Genomic DNA, 24,161 nt, shown 5'->3' with positions numbered 1-24,161 from the left:
CCGCAGAGGCGATTACGACCGCGAGGCTAAGCTGCGCTCTGGAGAGCGAACATGAGTTCGTCATAGCTGACCTTCTTGGAAGCCACGAAATCCACCAGCGCCCGGGTGCCGGCCTCGACCGCGTCCTTGCCGTTGGCATGACTGTTTTCGATGCGGAGCACCTCGGCATAGAGCGGCGCGATCGCAGTCTCGACCACGCTGCGATCCGGCGCGCGTCGATTGGAGTGATAGCCGATGATCTTGCCGGCATCGTCGAACGACGGGGTGATATGCGCGAACACCCAGTAATGGTCGCCCGAATGCGCCATGTTCTTGACATAGCCGAACATCTCGCGACCGGCGGCGATGGTTTCCCACACCAGGCGGAACACCGCGCGCGGCATGTCGGGATGGCGGATGATGCTGTGCGGCTGGCCGAGTAGTTCGGCCTCGCTGTAACCGGCGATCCGGCAAAACGTCCGGTTCGCGTAAGTGATGCGCCCCTTGAGATCGGTCTTGGAGACGATTAGTTCCGCGGCGGGAAACACGACTTCCTTGCCGGTGGGCCGGATTTTTGTGGCCATCGCCGGTCTCCGATGTGATTGACGTGACAACCGTCCTTAGAAGCAGCCGGATTAAGGACGGCTTAAAATACCATCGGCGGAAATCTACAAAATCCGCCGCATCCGGAATGCTACGAGCTAAAACCGTGATTAGTCGAGCGCATGCGCGATCACCTTGCGCATCAGATTGGGCAGCGCTTCGCCGGCGAGCGTGGCGATCTTCTCCCAGCGCATGCCCTTCGGCGCGTGCGTCCCGGCCGGCGCCTGCGCGGTGTAGACCACGAGCTCGAGCGGGAAATGCGTGAACACGTGGCTGACGACTCCTGCCTTGCGATGCCAGCGCGTGGCGCCTGTCACAGCCGGCGCCTGCGCACGCGCCGCGGCGTCGTCCTGATCGGACAGCCAGTCCGAATTCGGCACCTCGGTCATGCCGCCGAGCAGGCCTTTGGCGACGCGGCTGCGGAGCAGCACCTGATCGCCGCGGATCACCACGAAGGCCGCGCCGCGGCGCAGCGCGCCGGTCTTCTTCGGCGCCTTGCGCGGAAACGTCTCCGCGTCGCCGCGGCGCCTCGCCGCGCAATCATCGTCGATCGGGCACAGCGCGCAGGCCGGCTTCTTCGGCGTGCAGATGGTGGCGCCGAGATCCATCAGCGCCTGCGCGCTGTCGCCGGCGCGCGACGGCCCGAGCAGCGTGCGCGCCAGTTCCTGGATCCGCGGCTTGGCCTTCGGCATCTCGTCTTCGACCGCGTAGAGCCGCGACACCACGCGCTCGATATTGCCGTCGACCGGCATGGTCTGCCGGCCGAAGGCGATCGCCGCGATTGCCGCCGCGGTGTAAGGCCCGACGCCCGGCAAGGCGCGCAGGCCGTCTTCCGTATCGGGAAAGCGGCCGCCGTGCTGCGTCGCCACCGCGACCGCGCAGGCGTGCAGATTGCGCGCCCGCGAGTAGTAGCCGAGCCCGGCCCACATCCGCAGCACGTCGTCGAGCGAGGCTTGGCCGAGCGCCGTCACGCTGGGCCAGCGCGCCATGAACTTCTCGAAATACGGGCCGACCGCGCGGACGGTGGTTTGCTGCAGCATGATTTCCGACAGCCACACCGCATAGGGGTCGGCGGCGACGCCGGCGGGCGGGCGCCACGGCAACACGCGGCGATGGCGGTCGTACCAGACCAGCAGCGCCGCCGGGCGGCCGCCGGAGGCGCCGTCGTCGTCCGCTGTGATCACCGGGGATGGTTCCCGCCGCGCCGCCGCGCCGGCCGGACTCTGTGCTGGACTCATGGGCCATATCGTCGCAAAGCATCCCGTCATGAGCAAGCCCGGCCCGATCTACAAGCCCGGCCCGATCAGCGCCAGGCCGCTGTCGGGGCTGCTCGGCGCGACGCTCAACGAGGCGTTCGCCAAGCAGGGTTTTGCCGCGCGGGAACTGGTGACGCGCTGGCCGGAGATCGCCGGCGCGCAGATCGCCGCGCATTGCGAGCCGCTGAAGATGCAATGGCCGCGCCCGGTCGAGGGCCAGCCGCAGGAGCCGGCCACGCTGGTGCTGCGGGTCGAAGGCCCGATGGCGCTGGAAATCCAGCATTCGTCCGACCAGATCCTGCAGCGGGTCAACCGCTTCTTCGGCTGGGCCGCGGTCGGCAAACTGGCGCTGCGCCAGGCGCCGTTGACGCGCAAGAGTCGCAAGCCGCTGCCGCAGCCGCCGGACCCCGCCGCCGTCGCGCAGATCGCGGCCGGCCTCGACGCCGTCGCGGACGACGATCTGCGCACCGCGCTGGCCCGGCTCGGCGCCACGATCAAGCGGAATTGACGCTTCCGCGACGACGCGCGGTTCGGCCCGGCATTGCCACAATTGCCGTTTCAAGCTAGCCAACGGCCTATCTGCGGCGGCCGCGCCGCGCCCCCTTATGCCTCGGCGGCGCGACCGCCGCGTTGGAGCACCTGATGATCACGCGCCGCACCTTCACCGCCGCTCTGTCGCTGACCGGTCTCGCCGCCGTCGCCGGCGTCTCGCCGTTCCGCCTGATCGGCGACGCCTTCGCCCAGAGCAGCGCTGCCGCGACCGCCGCCGACGTCGCCAAGCCGATGTCGCTGCCCGACATGGCGCTCGGCCCCAAGGACGCCGCCGTCACCATCACCGAATACGCCTCGATGACCTGCTCGCACTGCGCGACGTTCAACGAGGAAGTATTTCCGAAGCTGAAGGCCGCCTATATCGACACCGGCAAGGTCCGCTACGTGTTCCGCGAGTTCCCGCTCGACATCAAGGCCGCCGCCGGCTCGATGCTGTCGCGCTGCATCGCCAAGGACGATTCGGCGAAGTACTTCGCCGTCACCGACCTGTTGTTCAAGACCCAGGCCGACTGGGTGATGAAGGACACCACCGAGCAGCTCAAGCGCATCGGCAAGCAGGCCGGCCTGTCGGCCGCGGACGTCGAGGCCTGCCTGAAGGACCAGGCGCTGCTCGACAAGATCGCCGCCGACCAGAAATACGCCAACGAAGTTCTCAAGGTGAACTCGACTCCGAGCTTCTTCGTCAACGGCGAAATGCTTCGCGGCGAAACCTCGCTGGAAGAATTCGCCAAGCGCATCGACCCCTTGCTGCAGAAGAAGAGCTGAGCTCGCGCGCGCTCCGCGCCTCCGAGAGCGTCATCCTGAGGTACGTCGCCCGATCAGGTCGGGCGATGACGCAGAGAGCGTGGGGCGAGCGCTGCTACCATCCCGGCGCCGTCATCCTGAGGTGCTCGCCCGCAGGGCGAGCCTCGAAGGATGCGGACACGAGGGCCGAGCTTGCGGCTCATCCTTCGAGGCTCGCTGCGCTCGCGCCTCAGGATGACGGCGTGCAAGTTGAGAACCCACACGCGCCGACAGATTCAGATATCAAACAGCCACGTCCATTCGCTCTCGCGGCGCATGATGCGTCCGAGGTGTGCACCCGTCGCTTCACAGCGAGGGGTGGGGGCGCGCCGCGTGGCGCAAAGGTGGTGAGTTCGCGATGGCTTCTGTCGAAGTCATCGCGCAACGCCTCGTCGGCGCGCCCACCTGCGGCGGTTTTTGGCTTTCAGGCCCGTGCTTCCGTTGACAGGCAAGGGTAATGAAACCCCACGGTCCGGCAGATTACGCCGCCTTCACCTGCCCCCGTGCAGCGAACTAACAGGTCGCAGAGCCTCGTAGTAGGCCCGGACGGGTCCCCGAAGCCTCCCGGACGTGCGGGTGCGAACCGCAACGCGCAGGACGCCGCGTCCGCCCGACTTCGCCGACCAAGGTCAGCTTCACCGGGCCATCGTTCCGGGCTGGTTTCCCAACCCGTCGATCTGTCCCGCTTGTACGACGCCTCGCGAAGCGCCCCTCACGGACAGGACAACGCGGACTATAATCATAATAGGATTATTGTCAAGAGGCGATCTTTCCCCCGTGTCCCGGACGCGCTGCGGCACGCAGTGCCGCTGCGCAGAGCCGGGACCCCGCTTCGCAGGCTCACAACACTTGCTACTCGAGAAGAAACCGGGGTCCCGCATCTGCGGAGCAGCGCTCCGCGCTGCACCGCGTGCGGGACACCAAAACCTCGGTTGCGCGGTGCTGGGCATGGTCCTATTTTCATTCGACCGCAGCGCTCTGCGGAGGATTCGATGAGCCCTATCCTATATGGACTCGCTACTCTGCTTGTCGTGATGCTAATGGCCGCCGGCGTGATCCGGCGCAGAAAACGCCGTGCCGGCAAATCCGTGCGCGCGCGTCTGCACAGCCGCACCGAAACGGCCCCCTCGGTTGCGCCGGCCGATGTGCTGCGCGCCGAGCGCGATCGGGAGTGATTGCGAGTCTTTAGGAGTAATTCAAATCACTGACGCAGGCCAGCCGCAAGACATTGGAAGCCCGCACATTCGTCGCCCCTCGACCTGGCAATTAACCCATGTCCATCGAAGAACATTTAGCCTCACCGCACGTGTCTCTTGAACAGTACGTGAAGAACCGCACCGTTGAATTAGGCCAATCAATCGAAAGAAGAACTCCGGTCTATCTCGACACCAAATTCTGGATTCTACTCCGCAATGGAGCCCTGCATGGAGGAGCAGCGGGCAATCTTCTGAATGAACTTCGGATTCAAGTGAAAGACGGCGCAGCATTCTGCCCGATCAGCGACAGCACGTTCGCGGAGATTCTAAAACAGACAGACATCTCATCGCGACGGCGTACCGCAGAGATTGTGGATGAACTCAGTCTCGGCATAAGTCTGCTAACTAGCGAGCAGAGAGTAGCAACAGAGACCGCCCATTTCTTTTTTTCTTTGATGACGCCAGACACTCGGCTTCACCCTCTAAGATTTCTAGTTTGGACGAAGGTAGGTTATGTATTAGGCTTCGTTCATCCTCAGTCAGATCTTTTTGAGAAGAGCACTCAACTGGCGCTGCAGAAAGCGTTTTTCGATGAGATGTGGCAGATCCGACTGACGCAGATCATGGGTCTGCTCGATACTTCGGCTCTTGAGGACCTCTCATTCGCGAATACTGCTGGCAGGCTAAACGCCGGTAACGCGGAGCATTCTGACAGTATACGTAGCTTCGAGCAGGCGTGGTCGCATGAACTCCAGGGCGCGGCCGATCTTTGTGCGGACAAAGCCGCCGACGTCCTTTGCGATATGGGAAAGAAACAGGGATTAGCAACACCAAAACGCGGAGACGCTGCATGGATGAAAACGCGCAATGTCTGCGCCAATGCAGTTTTTCATGCTCTGAAGAACAAGCCGGAAATGCGACGAAGCCTTCCAACTCTCTATATCGACGCTTGCCTTCACGCCGACATCAGACGAGACAAAACTCGGAAACTCAACGGGAATGACATATACGATTTTCAGCACGCTAGCGCAGCACTTGGCTATTGCGGAGCTTTCTTCACTGAGGCCCCCCTGCGAACAGCGATATCGCGTTTGCGACCGAAACTAGCCGATGAATTCTCGTGCCGGGTGATTTCTGACGTCGAAGAAGCGCTTGAGTTTACCTGTACCCTAAAGAACGACGCGCTTTAGTCCGCCGCTCTTTGGCCGGCGAAACTCGTCCTCGGCCTGAACGACAGAGAGTAGACCCCCCATAATCCCCAGCTTTCTCGCGGCTTCGTCACGAATCCCCCCGTGGAAAAGCCCGGTTCCGCGGTTGCTCAGTCTGTTCCGGGCGGCCATTGTCGCCGGCTAATGACGCCGCCGGTTGCGAGCGAATCGCGCCGCCGCGATGCCCTCTATGGTATTGTCCGGCTTGAGAGATTCGCACGCGTCGCCCGAATCGCGGCCAAACGAGCATCGGACCTGATGAAACTCACGCGTCTCCGCCTTCACGGCTTCAAGTCGTTCGTCGAGCCCACCGACTTCATGATCGAGCCGGGTCTCACCGGCGTGGTCGGGCCGAACGGCTGCGGCAAGTCCAATCTGGTCGAGGCGCTGCGCTGGGCGATGGGCGAGACCTCGCACAAATCGCTGCGCGCGACCGACATGGACGCGGTGATCTTCGCGGGCTCCGGCAACCGGCCGTCGCGCAACCACGCCGAAGTGGTGATGTCGATCGACAACACCGACCGCACCGCGCCGGCGGCGCTGAACGATTCGGAAGTGCTGGAAATCTCCCGCCGGATCGAACGCGAGGCCGGCTCGCAATATCGCATCAACGGCCGCGAAGTCCGCGCCCGCGACGTGCAGCTGTTGTTCGCCGATGCCGCCACCGGCGCGCGCTCGCCGGCGCTGGTCCACCAGGGCAAGATCGGCGAAATCATCCAGGCCAAGCCGGAACAGCGCCGCCGCGTGCTGGAAGACGCCGCCGGCGTCGCCGGCCTGCACGCCCGCCGCCACGAGGCCGAACTGCGGCTGAAGGCGGCCGAAACCAACCTGACCCGCGTCGAGGACGTGATCGGACAACTCTCGTCGCAGGTCGACGGGCTGAAGAAGCAGGCGCGGCAGGCGATCCGATTCAGGGAAGTCGCCGCCAAGGTGCGCAAGACCGAGGCGACGCTGTATCATCTGCGCTGGCGCGACGCCAACACCGAGGTCACCACCGCCGCCCAGGTGCACGATCTCGGCGTCCGCGAACTCGCCGAGCGTACCCGCGAGCAAGCCGAGGCCGCCCGCATCCAGGCCGACCGCGCCTCGACGCTGCCCGGCCTGCGCGAGGCCGAGGCCCGCGCCGCCGCAGGATTGCAGCGGCTGATCAACGCCCGCGAATTGCTCGACCGCGAGGAGGCCCGCGCCAAGGAGCGCGTCGTCGAGCTCGAGCGCCGGCTGGCGCAGTTCTCCTCCGACGTCGAGCGCGAGCAGCAACAGGCGATCGATGCCGACGCCGCACTGGAGCGGCTGCAGGCCGAGGACATCGAGCTGCGTGAAGAGATTCTCGAACGCGTCGAGAAGCGCGGCGGCGTCGACGAGCGCGTCGGCCTCGCCGAGGAAGCGCTCGGCGAAGCCGAGCGGCTGTTCGCCGAACTCACCACCCAGCTCGCCCAGCTCACCGCGCGGCGCAACCAGTTCGAGCAGGCGGTGCGCAGCCATCGCGACCGGCTCGGCCGGCTCGACACCGAGATCAGGAACGTCGACAGCGAAATCGAGCGGCTGACGGCGGAAACCAGCGGCGCCGGCAATGTCGACGAACTCGCCGAAGCGGTGGCGATGGCGCAGGAGACGCTGGCCGAACTCGAAGCCTCGGTGCAGCAGGCCGAGGCTGCGCAGGTCGCCGCCCGGCACAAGCTCGACGGCTCGCGCAGCCCGCTGGTCGACGCCGAAAAGCGCGTGCAGCGGCTCGAGACCGAAGCCAAGACGATCAGCAAGATCCTCAACGGCGAGACCAAGAATCTGTGGCCGCCGATCATCGACGGCATCACCGTCGCCAAGGGTTACGAGAAGGCGATCGGCGCCGTGCTGGGCGACGATCTCGACGCGCCGGTGGACCCGACCGCGCCGATGCGCTGGACCGATATCGGCGTGCAGGCCGACGATCCGGCGCTGCCGGACGGCGTCGAGGCGCTGAGCCAACACGTCAACGCGCCACCGGAGTTGGCGCGGCGTCTGGCGCAGATCGGCGTGGTGACGAAGGAGCGCGGCGGCGAACTGGTCGGGCAGTTGAAAACCGGCCAGCGGCTGGTGTCGCTCGACGGCGACGTCTGGCGCTGGGACGGCTTCGTCGCCTCGGCCCATGCGCCGACCGGCGCGGCGCGGCGTCTGGCGGAGCGCGCCCGTCTGGTCGATATCGAGAACGAACTGGAGCAGGCCCGGATCGACGCGAGCGCCAAGCGCGACGCGCTGGAAATGGCCGAAGCCGAACTGCGCAACGCTGCGCAGGCCGAGTCCGCGTCGCGCGAGTCGCTGCGCGGCGCCCGCCGCGAGGTCGATGCCGCGCGCGAGCGCCATGCCGCCGCCGAGCGCGAGATCAACCGCCACGCCGCGCGCCGCTCGGCGCTGACCGAAGCGCAGTCGCGCCTCGCCGCCGACCGTCTCGAAGCCGAGATGGCCTGCGAGACCGCCGAGAACGCGCTGGCGGAGCTTGCGCCGAACGACGATTCCGAGCAGCGGCTGTCGGCCGTGCGCGGCGACATCGAAAATCATCGGCGCAACGCCGCGCAGGTCCGCGCCGAGGCGCAGGCGCTGGCGCGCGAGGCCGAGCTCGCCGACAAGCGGCTGCAGGCGATCGTCGGCGAGCGCAACCAGTGGATCCAGCGCAAGCAGAGCGCGGCGTCGCAGATCGCGACCGTCGAGGAGCGCGTCGCCGAACTGATCGCCGAGCGCGCCGAGCTCGACAATGCGCCGACGGTGTTCGCCGAGAAGCGCAGCGCGATCATCACCGAGATCGAATACGCCGAGGCCGACCGCCGCACCGCCGCCGACGCGCTCGCCACCGCCGAACAGGCGATGGCCGACACCGACCGCGCCGCGAAAGCGACGCTCGAACAGCTCTCCCGCGCCCGCGAAGCCTGCGCCCGCGCCGAGGAGCGGATGGAAGCGGCGCGCCGCCGGCTCGAGGACATCGAGCGCGAGATCCGCGACATGCTCGAAGTCGAGCCGCAGGCCGCCGCCTCGCTCGCCGAGATCGTCGAGGGCACCGAACTGCCGCCGCTCGCCGAGATCGAAGCCGATCTGGAGAAGCTGCGCCGCGACCGCGAACGGCTCGGCGCAGTCAATCTGCGCGCCGAGGAAGAGCTCAACGAGGTCGAAACCCAGCACGGCTCGCTCGCCGCCGAGCGCGACGATCTGGTCGAGGCGATCAAGAAGCTGCGCACCGGCATCCAGAGCCTCAACAAGGAAGCGCGCGAGCGCCTCCTGGCGTCGTTCGAAGTCGTCAACGGCCACTTCAAGCGGCTGTTCACCACGCTGTTCGGCGGCGGCGAGGCCGAATTGAAACTGATCGAGAGCGACGACCCGCTGGAAGCCGGCCTCGAAATCATCGCCAAGCCGCCGGGGAAGAAGCCGCAATCGCTGTCGCTATTGTCCGGCGGCGAGCAGGCGCTGACCGCGATGGCGCTGATCTTCGCGGTGTTCCTCACCAACCCGTCGCCGATCTGCGTGCTGGACGAAGTCGACGCGCCGCTCGACGACCACAACGTCGAACGGTTCTGCGACCTGTTGAACGAGATGACCGCGACCACCGAGACGCGGTTCATCATTATCACCCACAACCCGATCACCATGGCGCGGATGAACCGGCTGTTCGGCGTCACCATGGCGGAGCGCGGCGTCTCGCAGCTGGTCTCGGTCGACCTGCAAGGCGCGGTGGATATTCTGGATCAGAACGTGGCGTGAGCTCCCCCTCCCCTCGAGGGCTGGGTAACCGTACATGGAACATCTCGCGCTGCTGCGCCGATGCTACCTTCACCCTCCCCTGGAGGGGGAGGGTCGGCATGCAGCCCGCGCAGCGGGATGCGGGACGGGGTGGGGTGAGCCACGGGCACCGCGTTTCGTAACTTCGCCACCCCACCCCGCTCGCTACGCGAGCGACCCTCCCCCTCCAGGGGAGGGTGAAGCATGATCCCGCCGTCCCTCCCCGCCGAACTGAAGGCCGCGCTGGAGCAGGCGCTGCACCGCTTGCCGCGCGACGCGGCGGCGACGCGGGCGGCTGCTATCTCACAGACCTATCGCGACGGCGGCAACTCTTCCCCGATCAAGACCACGACCGACGCGCTGGCCTATGCGGGCGCGCGGATGCCGGCGACTTACGCGGCGGTGGCGGCGAGCCTGAATGCGCTGCGCGAGATCCGCCCGGACTTCGCCCCGCGCACGCTGCTCGATGTCGGCGCCGGACCGGGCACCGCGAGCTGGGCCGCCGCGCAGGCGTTCGACACGCTGCAGAGCTTCACCCTGCTCGATGCCAACACGGCGTTACGCGCATTGGCGCTGACGCTGGCGCAAGGCAGCCCGCTCGCGGGTGCGGACTACCAACTCGGCGACGCGCGCAAACTGCTCGGCGGGGCGCCGGACGCGGCCTTGGTGATCGCCAGCTACGTCATCAACGAACTCGACGACAAAGCGCGCGACGACTTCGCCGATGCGGCGTGGCGCAAGACCAGCGACACGCTGCTGATCGTCGAGCCCGGCACGCCGGCCGGCTATGCCCGCATCCTCGCGGTCCGCGCGCGGCTGATCGCACAGGGCGCGCGCGTGATCGCGCCGTGCCCGCACGAGCACGCCTGTCCGCTGACCGCGCCGGACTGGTGTCACTTCGTGCAGCGGCTACCGCGGTCGAGACTGCATCAACACCTCAAGGGCGCCGAACTTCCCTATGAGGACGAAAAATTCATCTATCTGGCGCTGAGCCGCACGGCGCCGCCGTCGCGGCCCTCGCGCGTGCTGACGCAGCCGGTGCAGACCAAGGTGGCGATCACCGCCAAGCTGTGCACGCCGCAGGGGCTCGACCATGCGGTCGCGCCGCGGCGTGACAAGCCGTCTTATGCGCGATTCCGCCGCCTGAGTTGGGGCGACACGATCAGCACCGACACCGCACGGGAATAATCGGCGCGCGGCGCTGTTGGTGAAGACGACGCGCCCCGCGTCGCCCCGTTCACCAGGAGTCACCATGTCCCGCACGCTCACGCTTTTCACCGCCGCCGTTTTCGCGCTCGCCGCTTCCGCGGCCTCGGCCATGACGCTCAAGACCGCCGACACCGCCGCCGGCAAGACCTTCGTCGACGCCAAGGGCATGACGCTCTACACCTTCGACAAGGACGCCGGCGGCAAGTCGATGTGCAACGGCCCCTGCGCCACCAACTGGCCGCCGCTCGCCGCCGCAGCCGACGCCAAGCCGACCGCCGACATGACCATCGTGACGCGCGACGACGGCAGCAAGATGTGGGCCTACAAGGGCAAGCCGCTGTATACCTTCGCCAAGGACATGAAGCCCGGCGACACCACCGGCGACGGCTTCCTCAACGGCGCCTGGCACATCGCCAAGCCGTAAGTCATCGCTCACGTCCGTCATGCCCGGCCTTGTGCCGGGCATCCACGCCTTGCTGCAGATGCGGCGGGACAGACGTGGATGGCCGGGACAAGCCCGGCCATGACGACGTAACGGGACGTGGTGCGACGTCGCGATGCTCCGCGTTCGCACCGCAACTACGCGTCCCATTACAAATCCGTCAGGAGTCCGATCGGGCTTTGCAATCCGATTTGGCATGCTGTTGAATGCCGCCTGCGCAGCAGTCACAACAACAACGCGCAGGGGGTAAACGATGAGCGACGCTGGTCACAAGCCCGATTCAGCACGCGTCGCCAAGGATGCGACCGCGCCGGTGATCGCGCGGCACGCGACGGTGCTGAACGAATTGCCGTTTTCCGACACGCGGGATTTCGACGAGGCGCGGCGCGGCTTTCTCGGCACCATCGACGACGCGATGATTACGTCGCCGCAGGGCCGCACGGTGTGGAGCCTGGCGCCTTACGCATTTCTCGCCGCGGAAACAGCGCCACCGAGCGTCGATCCGAGCCTGTGGCGGCAATCGCGGCTCAACATGAATCACGGCCTGTTCGAGGTGGTGCCCGGGGTCTATCAGGTGCGCGGCTTCGACATCGCCAACATGACGCTGATCGAGGGCGACCGCGGCGTCATCGTGGTCGATACGCTGACCTCGATCGAGGGCGCGCGCGCGGCGCTGCAACTTTATTATCGGCATCGCGGCGAGCGGCCGGTCAGCGCGGTGATCTTCACCCACACCCACGCCGACCATTGGGGCGGCGCGCGCGGTGTGCTCGACGACGCGGCGCTGTCGCGCGGCGCCGTGCCGATCATCGCGCCGGACCAGTTCATGGAGCACGCCGTCTCGGAGAACATCATCGCCGGGCCGGCGATGCTGCGGCGCGCGCAGTATCAGTTCGGCCCGCTGCTCGCCAAGGGCCCGCGCGGCCAGGTCGATTGCGGGCTCGGCAAGTCGATGGCGGCGGGCTCGGTGGCGCTGCTGCGGCCGACCGATCTGATCCGGGCGACCGGCGACACGCGGACCATCGACGGCGTAACGCTCGAATTCCAGATGGCGCCGAATTCAGAGGCGCCGGCCGAGATGCATTTCTACGTCCCGCGCTGCAAGCTCCTGAACCTCGCCGAGAACTGCACGCACAATTTCCACAATCTGCTGCCGTTTCGCGGCGCCGATGTCCGCGACGCGCTGGCGTGGTCGAAATATCTCAGCGAGGCGCTGCAGCTGTGGGGCGGCAAGGCCGAGGCGATGTGCGGGCAGCATCACTGGCCGGTGTGGGGCGCCGAGCGGATCGACACGATGATCCGGCAACAGCGCGACCTCTACAAATTCGCCCACGACCAGACGCTGCGGCTGATCAACCACGGCCTCACCGCCGCCGAGATCGCCGAGACCATCCGGCTGCCGAAGAGTCTCGACGGCGCCTGGCACACGCGCGGCTATTACGGCCACATCCGCCACAATGTGAAGGCGATCTACCAGAAATATCTCGGCTGGTACGACGCCAACCCGGCCAATCTCGATCCGCTGCCGCCGGTCGAGGCCGGCAGGAAGTATGTGGAGTACATGGGCGGCGCCGACGCGCTGCTGGCGAAGGCCCGCGCCGATTTCGCACGCGGCGAATTCCGCTTCGTGGCGCAGGCGCTGAGCCATCTGGTGTTCGCCGAGCCGGACAACCAGGACGGCCGGCATCTGCTCGCCGACACCTTCGAACAATTGGGCTATCAGTCCGAGAGCGCGACGTGGCGCAACGCCTATCTGTTCGGCGCGCAGGAGCTGCGCGCCGGCATGCCCAAGGTGCCGGCGCGGCCGCCGATGCCGCGCGAGACGCTGGCGGCGCTGAAGACCTCGCAGCTCTGGGACGTGCTCGGCGTCCGGCTCAACGGACCGAAGGCCGAAGGCAAGACCATCGTGCTGAACTGGACATTCACCGACACCGCCGAGCGCTGGGTGCTGACGCTGGAGAATTGCGCACTGACCTATCTGGAGGGCGCGGCGGCGGACAACGCCGATGCCGGCTTCGAATTGCCGCGCGGCGTGCTCGACGAGGTGATCGCCAAGCAGACCTCGTTCCCCGAGGCGGTGGTGGCCGGCCGGATCAAGGTCCGCGGCAATCCGATGAAGCTCGCCGAACTGATGGCGCTGATGGACGAGTTCCCGCGGATGTTCGAGATCGTCGAGCCGAAGCGGACGATCATGAGCTGAACGGCAGCCTGCCAACTCCGTTGAACGTCATTGCGCGCGCAGCGAAGCAATCCAGAGACGCTATGCACGGCGCTGGATTGCTTCGTCGCTCCGCTCCTCGCAATGACGCGATCGCACGGCGCTACGCCGCGTTGCGTGATTCTGCACGCTCGACCGCCATCTCCAGCCGCAGCGGGCTGCGGAAGGTCGAGGACGGCATCCAGTCGAGCCGCGGCTGCACCCGCGTGTAGTCCGGCACCACCTTGTGAAACTCGTCGAACGCGATTTTGATCGCCATTCTGGCGATCGCCGAGCCGAGGCAGCCGTGGACGCCGCCGCCGAAGCCGAGATGGCCCTTCGGCTTGCGCGCCAGATCGTAGACGTCCGGATTGGGAAACTGCCGCTCGTCGCGATTGGCGGAGCCGTAGGCGAGGCAGACGAAATCGCCGGCCTTCATGGTGACGCCGTGCAGCGTCAGGTCGGTCTGCAGGCAGCGTTTGAAGCGCTGCGCCGAGGTGTTGTAGCGCAGCGACTCCTCGACCGCGTCCGGCAGCCGCGCCGGATCGGCGACCACCGCGCGGCGGGCATCGGCATAGTCGGCGAGATTCAGCGCCAGCATGCTCATGAAGCCGCCGAGCGATTCGATCCCGGCCATGATCAGCGTCGTCGTCGTCAGCAGCACCTCGCGCTCGTCCAATTTGTCGCCGTCGATCTCCGCCATGCTGAAATGCGAGATCAGGTCGTTCTGTGGTTCGGCGCGCCGCTGCGCGATCACCTTGGCCGCGTAGTCCTGCATCCACGCATAGGCGGCGAGATGTTCCGGCCCCTTGGCGCGGCTGACCGGGTCGCTCTGCACCATCAGCACCGCCTTGTCGCGCACCGTCTGCTCGTCGCCGAGCGGCAGGCCCAAGGCGGCGAACAGCACCCGCACGGTGAATTTCGACGAGAAGTCGGCGATGAAGTCGAACTGCTCGCGGCCGCGCAGCGCCTCGGCCGCCTCGCGCGCGATGTCGCGCATCGGCTCGGCCAGCGCCTCGAGATTGCGCTTCATGAAGGCGTGCTGGACGAGACCGCGCAGCCGGTCGTGGCGCGGCGGGTCGGTGGTGCCGAGCGTGGCGCCGGCGCGGCCCGGCAGCTCGGTCATCAGATTGCCCTTGGCCGAGGAGAACACCTGCCAATTGGTGCCGGCGGAGGCGACGTCGATGTAGCGCGACAGCACCCACATCTGCGCCGGTTCGCTCCAATACACCGGATGCTCGTCGCGCAGGGTCTTGTACAGCGGAAAGGGGTCGGCATCGACCGCGGGGGAGTAGGGATCGAAGCTGAACATCGGGCGATTCCTCGGGTGTTGATGCGGCTGCACCTCCCACCGCGTCATGGCCGGGCTTGACCCGGCCATCGACGTCAACAGGCACCGCGCTGCTTGGCTTCGTGGATGCCCGGGTCAAGCCCGGGCATGACGGTGGTTGGTTGGGCGAGTGCGGCGAACCGACGAAGCGCTACGCCGCCTGCGCCAGCTTCGGCCTATTCTCCAGCAGCATGATTCCCGACGCGGTGTTGGAGATCGGCAGATGATAGTTGCGGTGCAGCTCGTGGACGTCGCCGGTGAGCGCGCCGCGCATTGCCACCCAGTTCATCACTTCGACGCCCTGGCTGCCGGCGAGTTCGACCAGCTCGTGCGGGTCGATCGTCAAGAGGCTGTCGATATCGCCGGTCATCGCGTCCATGCAGCGGCGGTCGAAGGCGGTGTTGATGAAGCCGGCGCGCTCGCCTTCGAGCTGGTGCGACAGCCCGCCGGTGCCGATCACCACGACTTTCAGATCTTCAGGATAGGATTCGATGGCGCGGCCGATCGCCTGGCCGAGCTTGAAGCAGCGGCGCAGCGACGGCAGCGGATGCTGCACGGTGTTGACGACCACCGGCACGGTCGGGATGTCGTGCGCCCTTTCGCGAAAGAACAGTTCCATCGGCAGGCTGTAGGCGTGGTCGACCAGCATCTCCTGGCAGGTGACCGGATCGAATTCGGCGCCGACCAGCGTCTCGATGATGTGCCACGACAGCGCGGTGTCGCCGCGGAACGGCGCGCGCACCGGGATGCCCCAGCCCTCGTCGTCGTTGCGATACTCCGGCGCCGCGCCGACCGCGAAGGTCGGCATCTTGTCGAGGAAGAAGTTGAGGCCGTGATCGTTGTAGATCACCACCGCGGCGTCGGGCTTCACCGCGTCGAGCCAGCGATGCGTGGCGTCGAAGCCGTCGAAGAACGGCGCCCAATACGGGTCCTTCTGCAGGCCCTTGGCGATCGCGCCGCCGATCGCGGGCACGTGGGAGGCGGCGAGGCCGCCGATGATCGTCGCCATCTCGGCTCTCCCCTTCAACTATCTCTGGCGGCCAAAAGCTTGGCCTTGAACTGCTCGACGCTCATGCCGGTCTGCAGCGCCCCGATGTCCTGCATGTTGAGGCCGAGGATGCCGGCGAATTTGGCGAGGTAGTAGGCGTTGCCGCCGTGATCGAGCAGCTTCAGCAGATCGCGCTTCAGGATCGCCTCGGTCTGCGTGGCGGTGAGGCCGTAGCGCGCGCAATAGGCCGCCTCGTCCGCGACGAAGTCGGCGCGGGCGGCGGCGGAATTGAAGGAGAAGCACATCTTGTTGAGAGCGTAGCCCTTCTGCGCCGCTTCCGGGCCGAAGATCGGCGTGCCGAAGATGTCGCGCTTCAAATAGGCGCCTGCTTCTGGCTGTTTGGCCAAAGCCTGGCTCATCGCCGTCCCCTCCCGATCGTTTCCGCCTGCGGCCGTGGCGCCGCGTTTCGCGAACGATAGGCGGGGGCGGGAACCCGGAATTGAGCTGGATCAAATCGACAACGCGAGGCAAGGCGGCGCTACCGCGCCGTGCCGCGCCACCAGTTTCGGATGCGCTGCAGCATGGTGGGCTGCGCATCGTGCGGCTGCTCCAGCGCCAGCGACGGCGACACGGTCAGTTCGGCGAGTGGCTGGTCGTCGAGCGGCTGGTCGTCGAACGGCGCGCGATGCTGGGCCGCCGCGAGCGGCGGCGCGGTGCGCGCGGCGGTGTCGAGCACCAGCGGCCCAACATGGGCGAGAAAAGCCCGCTCGTGGATGCGCGTCAACCGTTCGACCGCCTGGTGAAGCGGCAGCCAGTCGACCGCGCGGATGTCCTTCATCAGCGGGTGGGTCTGCACCGGCGCCGCCTCCATCCGCCAGAAATGCACCACTTTGGTGCGACCGCCGGCCTCGCAGGCGAGCGTGCCGATGAATTCGTGGACCTCGACCAGGTGCCCGGTCTCTTCCAGCACCTCGCGCATGGCGGCCTGCCGCGGGGTCTCGCCGTCGTCGAGCTTGCCCTTCGGCAGCACCCAGTCGTTGCGCTTGCGCATGCGGACGACGGCGAACAGCGGCTCGCCGCCGCGCCGCAACACAATCCCGCCCGCTGCCAGCACAGGTGCCCGCAAGGTCACATCCTCGTCCGCTGCATGAAACTGCGTCGCGTCAGTATAGGCCGCGCATCAGCACAGAGCGAGGTCCCACGCCGGCGCCGGCCGGATCACGGCGACGGCGGCGGCACCACCACCGGATAGCCGCGGTCCGGTGCAATCACGCAGCGATACACCCGCTTGTGGGGGCTCGCCCAATGCACGACGATCTGACCGCAACTCGAGCAGTTCAGCGTTCCCGGCTCGCCTTTCAGCGTCTCGGATTCGGCGCAGCGATATTCCGCGCCGCATTCGCACTTCAGTTCGGTCAGAATCATCGTGATGTCCTCAGTGTGAGTTGGCCCGCCGCGCGGGCCTGTATTTGCCATCAGACGCCAAGCTAACGCTTCGATGTGACGGCCTCCCCAATGCCGACGGCAAGTTCAGGGGCGGAGGAGGGGTCAGAGGCACGTTCCGACTGGTGGTATGCAAGTCCGCCGGGATAGTGTGTCGGTGGAAGGACAGAGAGCCTCCGCCGGGGAGATCGCGGGTTCACCGCGGCTCCGTGAACACAACGAGGAAACGCGCATGAAGTTCTGGGGAGATTCCGGCATCGGCGGAGCGCTGCGCCGCGAGACCCATTATGGCGACCGGACGATGCTGTGCTTCGCCGAGCGCCCGCCGACGCTGGCGGCGATGTTCGACGATCTGGTGACGAAATTCGGCGACCGGCCGGCGATCGTCGACGAGGACGTCACGCTGAGCTATCGCGACCTCGACGGACGCGTGCGCAGCATCGCCGCGTCGCTGATCGGCCTCGGCGTCGCGCCGGGCGATCGGGTCGCGCTGTTTCTCGGCAATTGCTGGGAATTCGTCGCCTGCGCGCTGGCCTGCAACCGGATCGGCGCGCGGCTGGTGCCGATCGGCACGCGGCAGCGCAAGGCCGAGCTGGACTTCCTGCTGACCAACAGCGGCGCCAAGGTGCTGGTGTTCGAGGCCGACCTCGCCGATCAGATTCCGGCGCAGGCCGACGTCCCGACGCTGACGCATCGCTTCGCCGCGCATGGCGACGCCGCCGGCGCGCGGCCGTTTGCCGATCTGCTGGCGGCGTCGCCGGCCGATGCGCCGGTCGTGGCGATGCACGAGGACGACACCGCGGTGATCCTCTACACCTCCGGCACCACCGGCAAGCCCAAGGGCGCCGAGCTGACGCATCTCAGCATCCTGCATTCGGCCTACGCCTTCGCGCGCGCGCATGAACTGACCGAGCACGATCGCGGCCTGGTCGCCGTGCCGCTGTCGCATGTCACCGGCCTGGTCGGCGTCACCTATGCCACGCTCGCCGCCGGCGGCTGCGTCGTGCTGATGCGGCAGTCCTACAAGACACCCGACTTTCTGGCGCTGGCGAGCCGCGAGAAAATCACCTGGTCGATTCTGGTGCCGGCGATCTACACGCTGGTGGCGATGGCGCCGGAGTTCGACAGGCACGATTTGTCGGCGTGGCGGATCGGCTGCTTCGGCGGTGCGCCGATGCCGGTGCCGACCATCGAGATGCTGAGCAAGCGGCTGCCGAATCTACAATTGCGCAACGCCTATGGGGCGACCGAGACGACCTCGCCGACCACGATCATGCCGCAGGCCCATTGGCGCGATCACATGGACAGCGTCGGACAGCCGATCCCCTATGCGCAGGTCCGGGTCGTCGATGCCGATGGCAACGAGGTCGCGCCCGGCCAGCCGGGCGAATTGCTGATCGCCGGGCCGATGGTGGTGCCGCGCTATTGGCAGCGCGAGGATGCCAACGCGGCGGAATTCATCGGCGGCTATTGGCGCAGCGGCGATATCGGTTCGATCGACGCGGAGGGATTTGTGCGGGTGTTCGACCGCAAGAAGGACATGATCAACCGCGGCGGCTTCAAGATCTTCTCGGCCGAGGTCGAGAACGTGATCTGCGGCCTCGACGGCGTGCTGGAGACCGCGATCGTCGGCACGCCCGACCCGGTGCTCGGCGAACGCGTCAACGCCATCGTGGTCACGAGCGAAGGCGCGCAGTTGAGCGAAGGCGATGTCGCCGCCTACTGCGCGGCGCGGATGTCGGACTACAAGGTGCCGGAAAGCATCATCCTCCGCACCGAGCCACTGCCGCGCAACGCCAACGGCAAGATCCAGAAGACGATGCTGCGCGAGACGATCGCCGAGCGGGCAGCGCGTCACAGCGCAGCGTAGATCTCATCCGCACGCGTATCGAGCACTCCGTCGCCCCAGCCGCTGCGCAACCTCTCCCGCGTGCGGGAGAGGTCGACGCGCGTAGCGCGGCGGGTGAGGGCACTCCTCTCCGCGAAACGCGGACTCACTGCTCGGCGCGCCCTCACCCCAACCCTCTCCCGCAAGCGGGAGAGGGAGCGCGCTGTGCTCGGCGCGCCCTCACCCCAGCCCTCTCCCGCAGGCGGGAGAGGGGGCTCGCTGTGCCTGGGGTGGCTTTGTCACTCAACTCGTTACTTTGTAGTTGCCCGCCTGATCCGCACCTGCACGTCCCTCGGCTTGGCCATGTACGGCGCCGACGTCACCAGCACCTGCGCGCCGGCCGCAGCATAGGCGGCGGCGTTGCTTGCGTTGACGCCGCCGGCGGCGGCGATCACCGGGCGCAGCGGCGTCTCGGCGAGACGCGCGACCAGCGTCGCGACGTCGGCGGGCGCGAATTTCTCGAGCTGCAACACGTCGTAGCCGGCCGCGGCCGCGGCCAGCGCCGCGTCGATCGTGGACACTTCGGTGACCAGTTTCTTCTCCGGCGCGGCAGCGCGCAGCCGCGCCACCGTCGCCGCCGCGGGCTCGTCGAGAAAGCCGCGATGCTCGGCGAACACCAGAATGGTTTCCGACAGCCCGAGCCGGTGCATGCCGGCGCCGCCGGCCTTCACCGCGGCGACCGCGAAGCGCTTGGTGCCGGGCGTGTTCTTGCGGGTGCAGGCAATCGCGATGCCGGGCGACACCGCGCGCGCGGCCTCGACGATCTCGCGGGTGGCAGTCGCGACCCCCGACCAGATCTCGATCAGCGTCTGCGCCACCTTCCAGCCGCGCAGCAGGCCGGACGCCGCGCCGCGCGCGATCAGGATCGGCGCGCCGGGCGCGAGCTTGGTGCCCGTGGCCGCCAGCAGTTCGACCTCGCAGCCGCACAGACGCAGGATCGCCGCGGCATCCTCGGCCAGCGCCAGCACCATCGGATCGCGGGCGGTGAACGCCATCACCCCGGCCTCACCGCCGATGCCGAGCAACTCGGTGGTGAGGTCGCCATGCGGCACGTCGTCGTCGAGCAGGCGCTCCAGTTCGGTGGTGGCGGCCGCGGGCATCGGGTCATCCTTCAGGTGGGCAATGGCGGGGGCAGGACCATTCCCGGTCGCAACCGTTGTGTCTATGATTATACAACGCTGTCGGATTCGTGACGGCGGTATCATGCCGCTCCGCGGCGAATAAACCCGTCGGATCAACGCGCTGGCCGATCACCCGACGGTCGGCACGTGCGGCACGGAGATTGCTAGTCTGCTTATCAGCAGCGATCCACCCCGCCGACCGAGGACGCAGGCCATGACCGAGACCCCGCCCGATTCCGACCCCGCGCGCATCGCCGCGATCGTCTATCGCGCCGAGGACGACGTCGACGGCCTGCTGGCGGCGTTCGCGTTCGAGCGGCTGCGCGCCGGCGACCGGCTCGGCGGCCTGGTACAGCGGAACATCAAGGACGCCACCGGCCGCAGGGTCGATATGCAACTGATCGACCTGATGACCGGGCAGGCGATCGGCATCTCGCAGATGCTCGGCGGCAGCGCCGGATCGTGCAAGCTCGACGCCGCCGGGCTCGCGGAATCGGCGCAGGCGGTGAGCCGCGCCGTCGCGGCCGAGGTCGCGCTCGTCGTCATCAACAAATTCTCCAAGCAGGAGGCCACCGGCCACGGGCTGCGCAGCGAATTCGCCGAGGCGATGGTCGCCGGGCTGCCGCTGCTGACCGCGGTGCCGGAGAAATGCGCCGACGCCTGGCGCGACTTCATCGGCGATGGCGGCGCCGAACTGCCGTGCACGCGCGCCGCCGTCGAGGCGTGGTGGCGCGAGGCGGCGCCGGCCGACAGCCACCACGCCTTGTGCGCGCAGGCCCCCACCGCGCGCACCGCCGAGCAGCCCGCGGACGACCGCGACTGGCTGTGGCGAACGATCTGCTGACGGAGCACGCAATGGCCCGACTGGTATTCTACGAAAAGCCCGGCTGTGTCGGCAACGCGCGGCAGAAGGCGCTGCTGGTCGCGTCGGGCCACGAGCTCGACGTCCGCAACCTGCTGAGCGAGAGCTGGACGCCAGAGACGCTGCGGCCGTTCTTCGGCAGCAAGCCGCTGGCGGAATGGTTCAACGCATCGTCGCCGAAAGTGAAAGCCGGCGCGATCGACTTCGCCGCACTCACGGACGAATCGGCGCTGGCGCTGATGATCGCCGACCCGCTGCTGATCCGCCGGCCGCTGCTGCAGGCCGGCGACCGCCGCGAGTCCGGCTTCGATCAGCCGACCATCGACGCCTGGATCGGCCTCAAGCCCACCGACATTCCGGTGACCGATCGCTGCGCAATGGCGTAGTTCGCGGCGGGGCCCGCCGCTATTTCGGTTTCCAACCGATCAGATCGATCAGCGCCGACATCCCGACATGGCCGCTGCCCTCGGCGATCTCGCTGTCGTGCTCGCGGATGCTGAGATTGTCGAAATCGCCGAATGCGGCTTCGAGCAGTTCGTGGGTGTAGAGATTGTCGGCGCGGCTCGGGCCGCCGGTCTTGTAGATCAGTTGCTTCGGCCGATAGCCCTCGATCAGCAATAGCCCGCCGGGCTTCAAGGCGTCGCGGATCGCCTGGAAGATCCGCGGGCGCTCGTCGGCCTCGACGAACTGGAAGAAGATCCCGGCGATGACATCGAAATCGCCCGGCCAGTCCCAGGTCAGGAGATCGGCGGTCTGGGTTTCGATCGTGACGCCGCGCGCGGCGGCGAGCCGCTGCGCCTTGCCCTGCGCGGCCGGGGAAAAATCCACCGACAGCACCGACAATCCACATTCCGCCAGGAACACGCCGTTGCGGCCCTCGCCATCGGCGATCGACAGCGCCCGCCCCTGTTTCGGCAGGATGTCCCGGCACGACGACAGAAACGCGTTCGGCGCAGTGCCGAATACATAATCCTCGACCGCGAACCGGCCTTCCCAGCGGTTGAATTCGTCCGATGCCATCAGCGTCCCGACTTTCCCTGCGCCAGCGCGCAGCGCCATGCCGCCCCGCCCGCGCCGCGAGCTTGGCCGCACCAGCGGTTCCGCGCAATCCCCGATCCGTCGATGGCAGCCATCGGACGCGGCCGCGGTGACATCGTCACAGACGCTCCCGCGCCGCCGTGCGAGCCGTGGGGCGCAGAGGCGGAGACCGCCGAAGCCAACAGGAACGCCAGCGATGACCAACATCACCATCATCGGCTCGGGCTTCGCGGCGCTCACCGCAGCGCGCGCGCTGCGCAAGCGCAAGGTCGATGCGTCGATCACCATGATCTCGCCGCGTCGCGAGCTGCATTTCCTGCCGAGCACGATCTGGATCCCGGCCGGCATCCGCAGCGGCGCGCGGCTGAAAGTGCCGCTGGGGCATTTCTTCGAGAAGTACCGGATCGACTTCGTCGAGGCCTCGGTGACCGGGCTGAAAGACGGCGGCCGAATCGTCGAGACCGATCGCGGCGATTTTTCCAACGATCATCTGATCGTCGCCTGCGGCGCCCGCTTCATCCGCAAGCTGCCGGGCATCGAGCACGCGCTGATCCCATGCGAGGGCATCGCGGTCGGCGAGGAGATCGGCCGGCGGCTCGACGCGATGAAGGGCGGCACCATCGCGGTCGGGTTCTCCACCAATCCGGAGGAGCCCGGCGCGATGCGCGGCGGGCCGATGTTCGAATTCCTGTTCATCATCGATACGCTGCTGCGCCAGCGCGGCAAACGGCCGGGGTTCCAGATCGTGTTCTTCAGCCCGTCGCCGCGGCCGGGCGCGCGGCTCGGCGAGCGCGCCGTGGACGGACTGCTGCGGGAGATGAAGGATCGCGGCATCGCCACGCAGCTCGGCCGCAAGATTCTGCGCATCGAAGAGCGCAAGGTCGTGCTCGACGGCGGCGGCGAGATCGAGGCCGATCTGATCCTGTTCATGCCGGGGCTGACCGGCCCGGCTTGGCTGGCGAATACCGAACTGCCGCTGTCGCCCGGCGGCATGATCAAGGCCGACGAGATGTGCCGGGTCGACGGCCTGCCCAATGTCTGGGTCGCCGGCGATGCCGGGTCGTTTCCGGGGCCGGACTGGATGCCGAAACAGGCGCATCAGGCCGACCTGCAGGCGCTCGCGGTGGCGGCCAACATCGCCGCGGTCGAGAGCGGCGACGCGCCGTCGACGCGGTTCAAGCCGGAGCTGGTGTGCATCGTCGACACGCTGGATTCCGGCATGCTGGTTTTCCGCAACGAGAAGTTCAATTTCGTCGGGCCGAAGATGAAGCTGTTCCACTGGCTGAAGCGGCTGTTCGAACGGCACTATCTGACGACGTTCCGCTGATGCGACCTGCCGGGAGCCGACGACGATGGGTGTGAAGACGATATCGCCGATCGAGGCGCAGCGGTTGCTGGACGCCGGCGCGGTGCTGGTCGACGTCCGCGAGCGCCACGAGATCGAGCGCGAGCGCATCGACGGCGCGATCGAACTGCCGCTGACCGGCTTCAGGCACGGCGACCTGCGCGACGCGCACGGCCGCAAGGCGATCTTCTTCTGCCATTCCGGCGGACGCACGCGGATGTATGCCGGCCAGATCGCGGCGAAAGCGAACGGAGTCTGCGAGCCCTATGTGCTGGGCGGCGGCATTCTGGCGTGGCGCAAGGCCGGCTTCGACACCGTGAAGGGGCCGCAACCGCCGGGCCTGTTCAAGCGGCTGTTCGGGTCCAAGGCGGACTGATCGCCGCTCCGCTCCGAGCTATCGGCGCGCGGCGGTCTTCTTCGCGGCGACCGTCTTGACCGGCCGCAGCACCGTGACCTTGGCCGCCTTGCCGCGCGGCTTGGCGCAGAAGATCGCGTGCAGCACGAGAATCAGGCTGCGGACTTCATCGCTCGCGAGCGAATAGAACACCTGCTGCCCGTCGCGGCGGGTCTCCACCAGCCGCTCGCCGCGCAGCCGCGCGAGCTGCTGCGACACCGTCGGCTGACGCTCGTCCAGCGTGGTTGCGAGTTCCGACACCGACCTCTCGCCCTCGGCGAGCAGGCACAGCATCACCAGCCGCGACGGGTTCGACAACGTCTTGAGGAATTCACTGGCGACCAACGCGTTGTCGCGCAGCTCGCCGGTGTCGACATGCGTAAGCCCATCGGTCGATGGTCTCCGGGCTCGCTTCGGCACGGGCATCGGTTCGCCTCTTGCAGGAACAGGGAGTTGGAAATTCACCGCTCGTAGGATAATCCGACGATCGATCCGATGTTGCAACCCATAGTCGCCTGAGCAAGCCTGTTGTTGCGCCACCACGCGCGCGTCATCGCGCCCCGCGCGCGACGGCCCGGCAGATTCA

At 67.3% G+C, this 24,161-nt stretch carries 23 protein-coding genes; 13 read left to right on the top strand and 10 right to left on the bottom strand.

Annotated features, from left to right (window positions below; translation table 11 throughout):
- Positions 1–26 precede the first annotated feature (26 nt).
- Together RPB_RS05415 and mutY are read right to left on the bottom strand one after the other, a co-directional pair.
- Positions 27–563 carry a PAS domain-containing protein gene (locus RPB_RS05415; protein ID WP_011439970.1) on the bottom strand — a complete coding sequence of 179 codons (537 nt, stop codon included), beginning with the start codon at positions 561–563 and terminating at the stop codon, positions 27–29.
- 129 nt (positions 564–692) lie between these two features.
- Positions 693–1,820, bottom strand: a complete 1,128-nt coding sequence (mutY, locus tag RPB_RS05410) for an A/G-specific adenine glycosylase (RefSeq protein WP_080507734.1) — start codon at positions 1,818–1,820, stop codon at positions 693–695.
- Between the two features lie 28 nt (positions 1,821–1,848).
- Here mutY and RPB_RS05405 point away from each other — a divergent pair, with 28 nt between their 5' ends.
- The 8 genes from RPB_RS05405 to RPB_RS05380 all read left to right on the top strand — a co-directional run bounded on the left by RPB_RS05405 (position 1,849) and on the right by RPB_RS05380 (position 13,169).
- The gene (locus RPB_RS05405; RefSeq protein ID WP_041797980.1) at positions 1,849–2,346 is read left to right on the top strand and encodes a DUF721 domain-containing protein; all 498 of its coding nucleotides are present in this window, start codon (positions 1,849–1,851) and stop codon (positions 2,344–2,346) included.
- Between the two features lie 131 nt (positions 2,347–2,477).
- Entirely contained in the window at positions 2,478–3,155 is a 678-nt protein-coding gene (locus RPB_RS05400; RefSeq protein WP_041798572.1) for a DsbA family protein, read from the top strand.
- Positions 3,156–4,213: 1,058 nt separating this feature from the next.
- Complete coding sequence (locus tag RPB_RS25140; RefSeq protein WP_283804837.1) at positions 4,214–4,348, top strand: hypothetical protein; 135 nt, start codon at positions 4,214–4,216, stop codon at positions 4,346–4,348.
- Between the two features lie 98 nt (positions 4,349–4,446).
- Entirely contained in the window at positions 4,447–5,559 is a 1,113-nt protein-coding gene (locus RPB_RS24495) for a hypothetical protein (protein WP_011439966.1), read from the top strand.
- Positions 5,560–5,835: 276 nt separating this feature from the next.
- A complete protein-coding gene (gene smc / locus RPB_RS05395; RefSeq protein ID WP_011439965.1) occupies positions 5,836–9,300 on the top strand; it encodes a chromosome segregation protein SMC in 3,465 nt (1,154 codons plus the stop codon).
- Positions 9,301–9,522: 222 nt separating this feature from the next.
- Positions 9,523–10,506, top strand: a complete 984-nt coding sequence (locus RPB_RS05390) for a small ribosomal subunit Rsm22 family protein (RefSeq protein WP_011439964.1) — start codon at positions 9,523–9,525, stop codon at positions 10,504–10,506.
- A gap of 64 nt (positions 10,507–10,570) precedes the next feature.
- The gene (locus RPB_RS05385; RefSeq protein ID WP_011439963.1) at positions 10,571–10,951 is read left to right on the top strand and encodes a COG4315 family predicted lipoprotein; all 381 of its coding nucleotides are present in this window, start codon (positions 10,571–10,573) and stop codon (positions 10,949–10,951) included.
- 271 nt (positions 10,952–11,222) lie between these two features.
- Positions 11,223–13,169: an alkyl/aryl-sulfatase gene (locus tag RPB_RS05380; RefSeq protein ID WP_011439962.1), complete on the top strand. Its 1,947-nt coding sequence runs from the start codon at positions 11,223–11,225 to the stop codon at positions 13,167–13,169.
- Positions 13,170–13,290: 121 nt separating this feature from the next.
- Here RPB_RS05380 and RPB_RS05375 read toward each other — a convergent pair whose 3' ends face one another.
- The 5 genes from RPB_RS05375 to RPB_RS05355 form a co-directional block, all read right to left on the bottom strand.
- Entirely contained in the window at positions 13,291–14,478 is a 1,188-nt protein-coding gene (locus RPB_RS05375; RefSeq protein WP_041797977.1) for a cytochrome P450, read from the bottom strand.
- A gap of 169 nt (positions 14,479–14,647) precedes the next feature.
- Positions 14,648–15,505 (bottom strand): class III extradiol dioxygenase family protein, encoded by an 858-nt coding sequence (locus RPB_RS05370; protein WP_011439960.1) that lies wholly within the window; start codon positions 15,503–15,505, stop codon positions 14,648–14,650.
- Positions 15,506–15,519: 14 nt separating this feature from the next.
- A complete protein-coding gene (locus RPB_RS05365; RefSeq protein WP_011439959.1) occupies positions 15,520–15,903 on the bottom strand; it encodes a protocatechuate 4,5-dioxygenase subunit alpha in 384 nt (127 codons plus the stop codon).
- A gap of 119 nt (positions 15,904–16,022) precedes the next feature.
- Positions 16,023–16,610: an NUDIX hydrolase gene (locus tag RPB_RS05360; RefSeq protein WP_011439958.1), complete on the bottom strand. Its 588-nt coding sequence runs from the start codon at positions 16,608–16,610 to the stop codon at positions 16,023–16,025.
- Between the two features lie 92 nt (positions 16,611–16,702).
- Entirely contained in the window at positions 16,703–16,909 is a 207-nt protein-coding gene (locus tag RPB_RS05355) for a hypothetical protein (protein WP_011439957.1), read from the bottom strand.
- A 250-nt stretch (positions 16,910–17,159) separates the two neighbouring features.
- On the opposite strand from RPB_RS05355, the gene RPB_RS05350 reads away from it, so the two are divergent.
- On the top strand, positions 17,160–18,797 hold the full coding sequence (locus RPB_RS05350; RefSeq protein WP_011439956.1) for a class I adenylate-forming enzyme family protein: 1,638 nt from the start codon (positions 17,160–17,162) through the stop codon (positions 18,795–18,797).
- A 269-nt stretch (positions 18,798–19,066) separates the two neighbouring features.
- Here the strand turns inward: RPB_RS05350 and modD are convergent, their stop codons facing one another.
- Positions 19,067–19,915, bottom strand: a complete 849-nt coding sequence (gene modD, locus RPB_RS05345) for a ModD protein (protein ID WP_011439955.1) — start codon at positions 19,913–19,915, stop codon at positions 19,067–19,069.
- A gap of 235 nt (positions 19,916–20,150) precedes the next feature.
- Between modD and RPB_RS05340 the strand changes: the two genes are divergently transcribed.
- Together RPB_RS05340 and RPB_RS05335 are read left to right on the top strand one after the other, a co-directional pair.
- Entirely contained in the window at positions 20,151–20,780 is a 630-nt protein-coding gene (locus RPB_RS05340; RefSeq protein ID WP_011439954.1) for a DUF2478 domain-containing protein, read from the top strand.
- An 11-nt stretch (positions 20,781–20,791) separates the two neighbouring features.
- Entirely contained in the window at positions 20,792–21,184 is a 393-nt protein-coding gene (locus RPB_RS05335) for an ArsC/Spx/MgsR family protein (protein ID WP_011439953.1), read from the top strand.
- A gap of 19 nt (positions 21,185–21,203) precedes the next feature.
- Here the strand turns inward: RPB_RS05335 and RPB_RS05330 are convergent, their stop codons facing one another.
- Positions 21,204–21,818 (bottom strand): SAM-dependent methyltransferase, encoded by a 615-nt coding sequence (locus RPB_RS05330; RefSeq protein WP_041798571.1) that lies wholly within the window; start codon positions 21,816–21,818, stop codon positions 21,204–21,206.
- Positions 21,819–22,032: 214 nt separating this feature from the next.
- On the opposite strand from RPB_RS05330, the gene RPB_RS05325 reads away from it, so the two are divergent.
- Both RPB_RS05325 and RPB_RS05320 read left to right on the top strand, forming a co-directional pair.
- Positions 22,033–23,163 carry an NAD(P)/FAD-dependent oxidoreductase gene (locus RPB_RS05325; RefSeq protein ID WP_011439951.1) on the top strand — a complete coding sequence of 377 codons (1,131 nt, stop codon included), beginning with the start codon at positions 22,033–22,035 and terminating at the stop codon, positions 23,161–23,163.
- Positions 23,164–23,188: 25 nt separating this feature from the next.
- Complete coding sequence (locus tag RPB_RS05320) at positions 23,189–23,557, top strand: rhodanese-like domain-containing protein (protein ID WP_011439950.1); 369 nt, start codon at positions 23,189–23,191, stop codon at positions 23,555–23,557.
- Positions 23,558–23,575: 18 nt separating this feature from the next.
- Here the strand turns inward: RPB_RS05320 and RPB_RS05315 are convergent, their stop codons facing one another.
- Complete coding sequence (locus RPB_RS05315; RefSeq protein ID WP_011439949.1) at positions 23,576–24,001, bottom strand: ArsR/SmtB family transcription factor; 426 nt, start codon at positions 23,999–24,001, stop codon at positions 23,576–23,578.
- Between the last annotated feature and the right edge of the window lie 160 nt (positions 24,002–24,161).

Origin of the sequence: Rhodopseudomonas palustris HaA2, assembly GCF_000013365.1 — a bacterium.
Lineage (GTDB): Bacteria > Pseudomonadota > Alphaproteobacteria > Rhizobiales > Xanthobacteraceae > Rhodopseudomonas > Rhodopseudomonas palustris_J.
Note: the sequence above shows the minus strand (reverse complement) of the source record. Positions and strands in the feature narration are given on the sequence as shown.

Excerpts from the sequence above, each read along its gene's own strand:
- RPB_RS05415 (WP_011439970.1), bottom strand. The coding sequence starts at position 563 with ATGGCCACAAAAATCCGGCCCACCGGCAAGGAAGTCGTGTTTCCCGCC.
- mutY (WP_080507734.1), bottom strand. The coding sequence starts at position 1,820 with ATGAGTCCAGCACAGAGTCCGGCCGGCGCGGCGGCGCGGCGGGAACCA.
- RPB_RS05405 (WP_041797980.1), top strand. The coding sequence starts at position 1,849 with ATGAGCAAGCCCGGCCCGATCTACAAGCCCGGCCCGATCAGCGCCAGG.
- RPB_RS25140 (WP_283804837.1), top strand. The coding sequence starts at position 4,214 with ATGGCCGCCGGCGTGATCCGGCGCAGAAAACGCCGTGCCGGCAAATCC.
- RPB_RS24495 (WP_011439966.1), top strand. The coding sequence starts at position 4,447 with ATGTCCATCGAAGAACATTTAGCCTCACCGCACGTGTCTCTTGAACAG.
- smc (WP_011439965.1), top strand. The coding sequence starts at position 5,836 with ATGAAACTCACGCGTCTCCGCCTTCACGGCTTCAAGTCGTTCGTCGAG.
- RPB_RS05390 (WP_011439964.1), top strand. The coding sequence starts at position 9,523 with ATGATCCCGCCGTCCCTCCCCGCCGAACTGAAGGCCGCGCTGGAGCAG.
- RPB_RS05385 (WP_011439963.1), top strand. The coding sequence starts at position 10,571 with ATGTCCCGCACGCTCACGCTTTTCACCGCCGCCGTTTTCGCGCTCGCC.
- RPB_RS05380 (WP_011439962.1), top strand. The coding sequence starts at position 11,223 with ATGAGCGACGCTGGTCACAAGCCCGATTCAGCACGCGTCGCCAAGGAT.
- RPB_RS05375 (WP_041797977.1), bottom strand. The coding sequence starts at position 14,478 with ATGTTCAGCTTCGATCCCTACTCCCCCGCGGTCGATGCCGACCCCTTT.
- RPB_RS05370 (WP_011439960.1), bottom strand. The coding sequence starts at position 15,505 with ATGGCGACGATCATCGGCGGCCTCGCCGCCTCCCACGTGCCCGCGATC.
- RPB_RS05365 (WP_011439959.1), bottom strand. The coding sequence starts at position 15,903 with ATGAGCCAGGCTTTGGCCAAACAGCCAGAAGCAGGCGCCTATTTGAAG.
- RPB_RS05355 (WP_011439957.1), bottom strand. The coding sequence starts at position 16,909 with ATGATTCTGACCGAACTGAAGTGCGAATGCGGCGCGGAATATCGCTGC.
- RPB_RS05350 (WP_011439956.1), top strand. The coding sequence starts at position 17,160 with ATGAAGTTCTGGGGAGATTCCGGCATCGGCGGAGCGCTGCGCCGCGAG.
- modD (WP_011439955.1), bottom strand. The coding sequence starts at position 19,915 with ATGCCCGCGGCCGCCACCACCGAACTGGAGCGCCTGCTCGACGACGAC.
- RPB_RS05340 (WP_011439954.1), top strand. The coding sequence starts at position 20,151 with ATGACCGAGACCCCGCCCGATTCCGACCCCGCGCGCATCGCCGCGATC.
- RPB_RS05335 (WP_011439953.1), top strand. The coding sequence starts at position 20,792 with ATGGCCCGACTGGTATTCTACGAAAAGCCCGGCTGTGTCGGCAACGCG.
- RPB_RS05330 (WP_041798571.1), bottom strand. The coding sequence starts at position 21,818 with ATGGCATCGGACGAATTCAACCGCTGGGAAGGCCGGTTCGCGGTCGAG.
- RPB_RS05325 (WP_011439951.1), top strand. The coding sequence starts at position 22,033 with ATGACCAACATCACCATCATCGGCTCGGGCTTCGCGGCGCTCACCGCA.
- RPB_RS05320 (WP_011439950.1), top strand. The coding sequence starts at position 23,189 with ATGGGTGTGAAGACGATATCGCCGATCGAGGCGCAGCGGTTGCTGGAC.
- RPB_RS05315 (WP_011439949.1), bottom strand. The coding sequence starts at position 24,001 with ATGCCCGTGCCGAAGCGAGCCCGGAGACCATCGACCGATGGGCTTACG.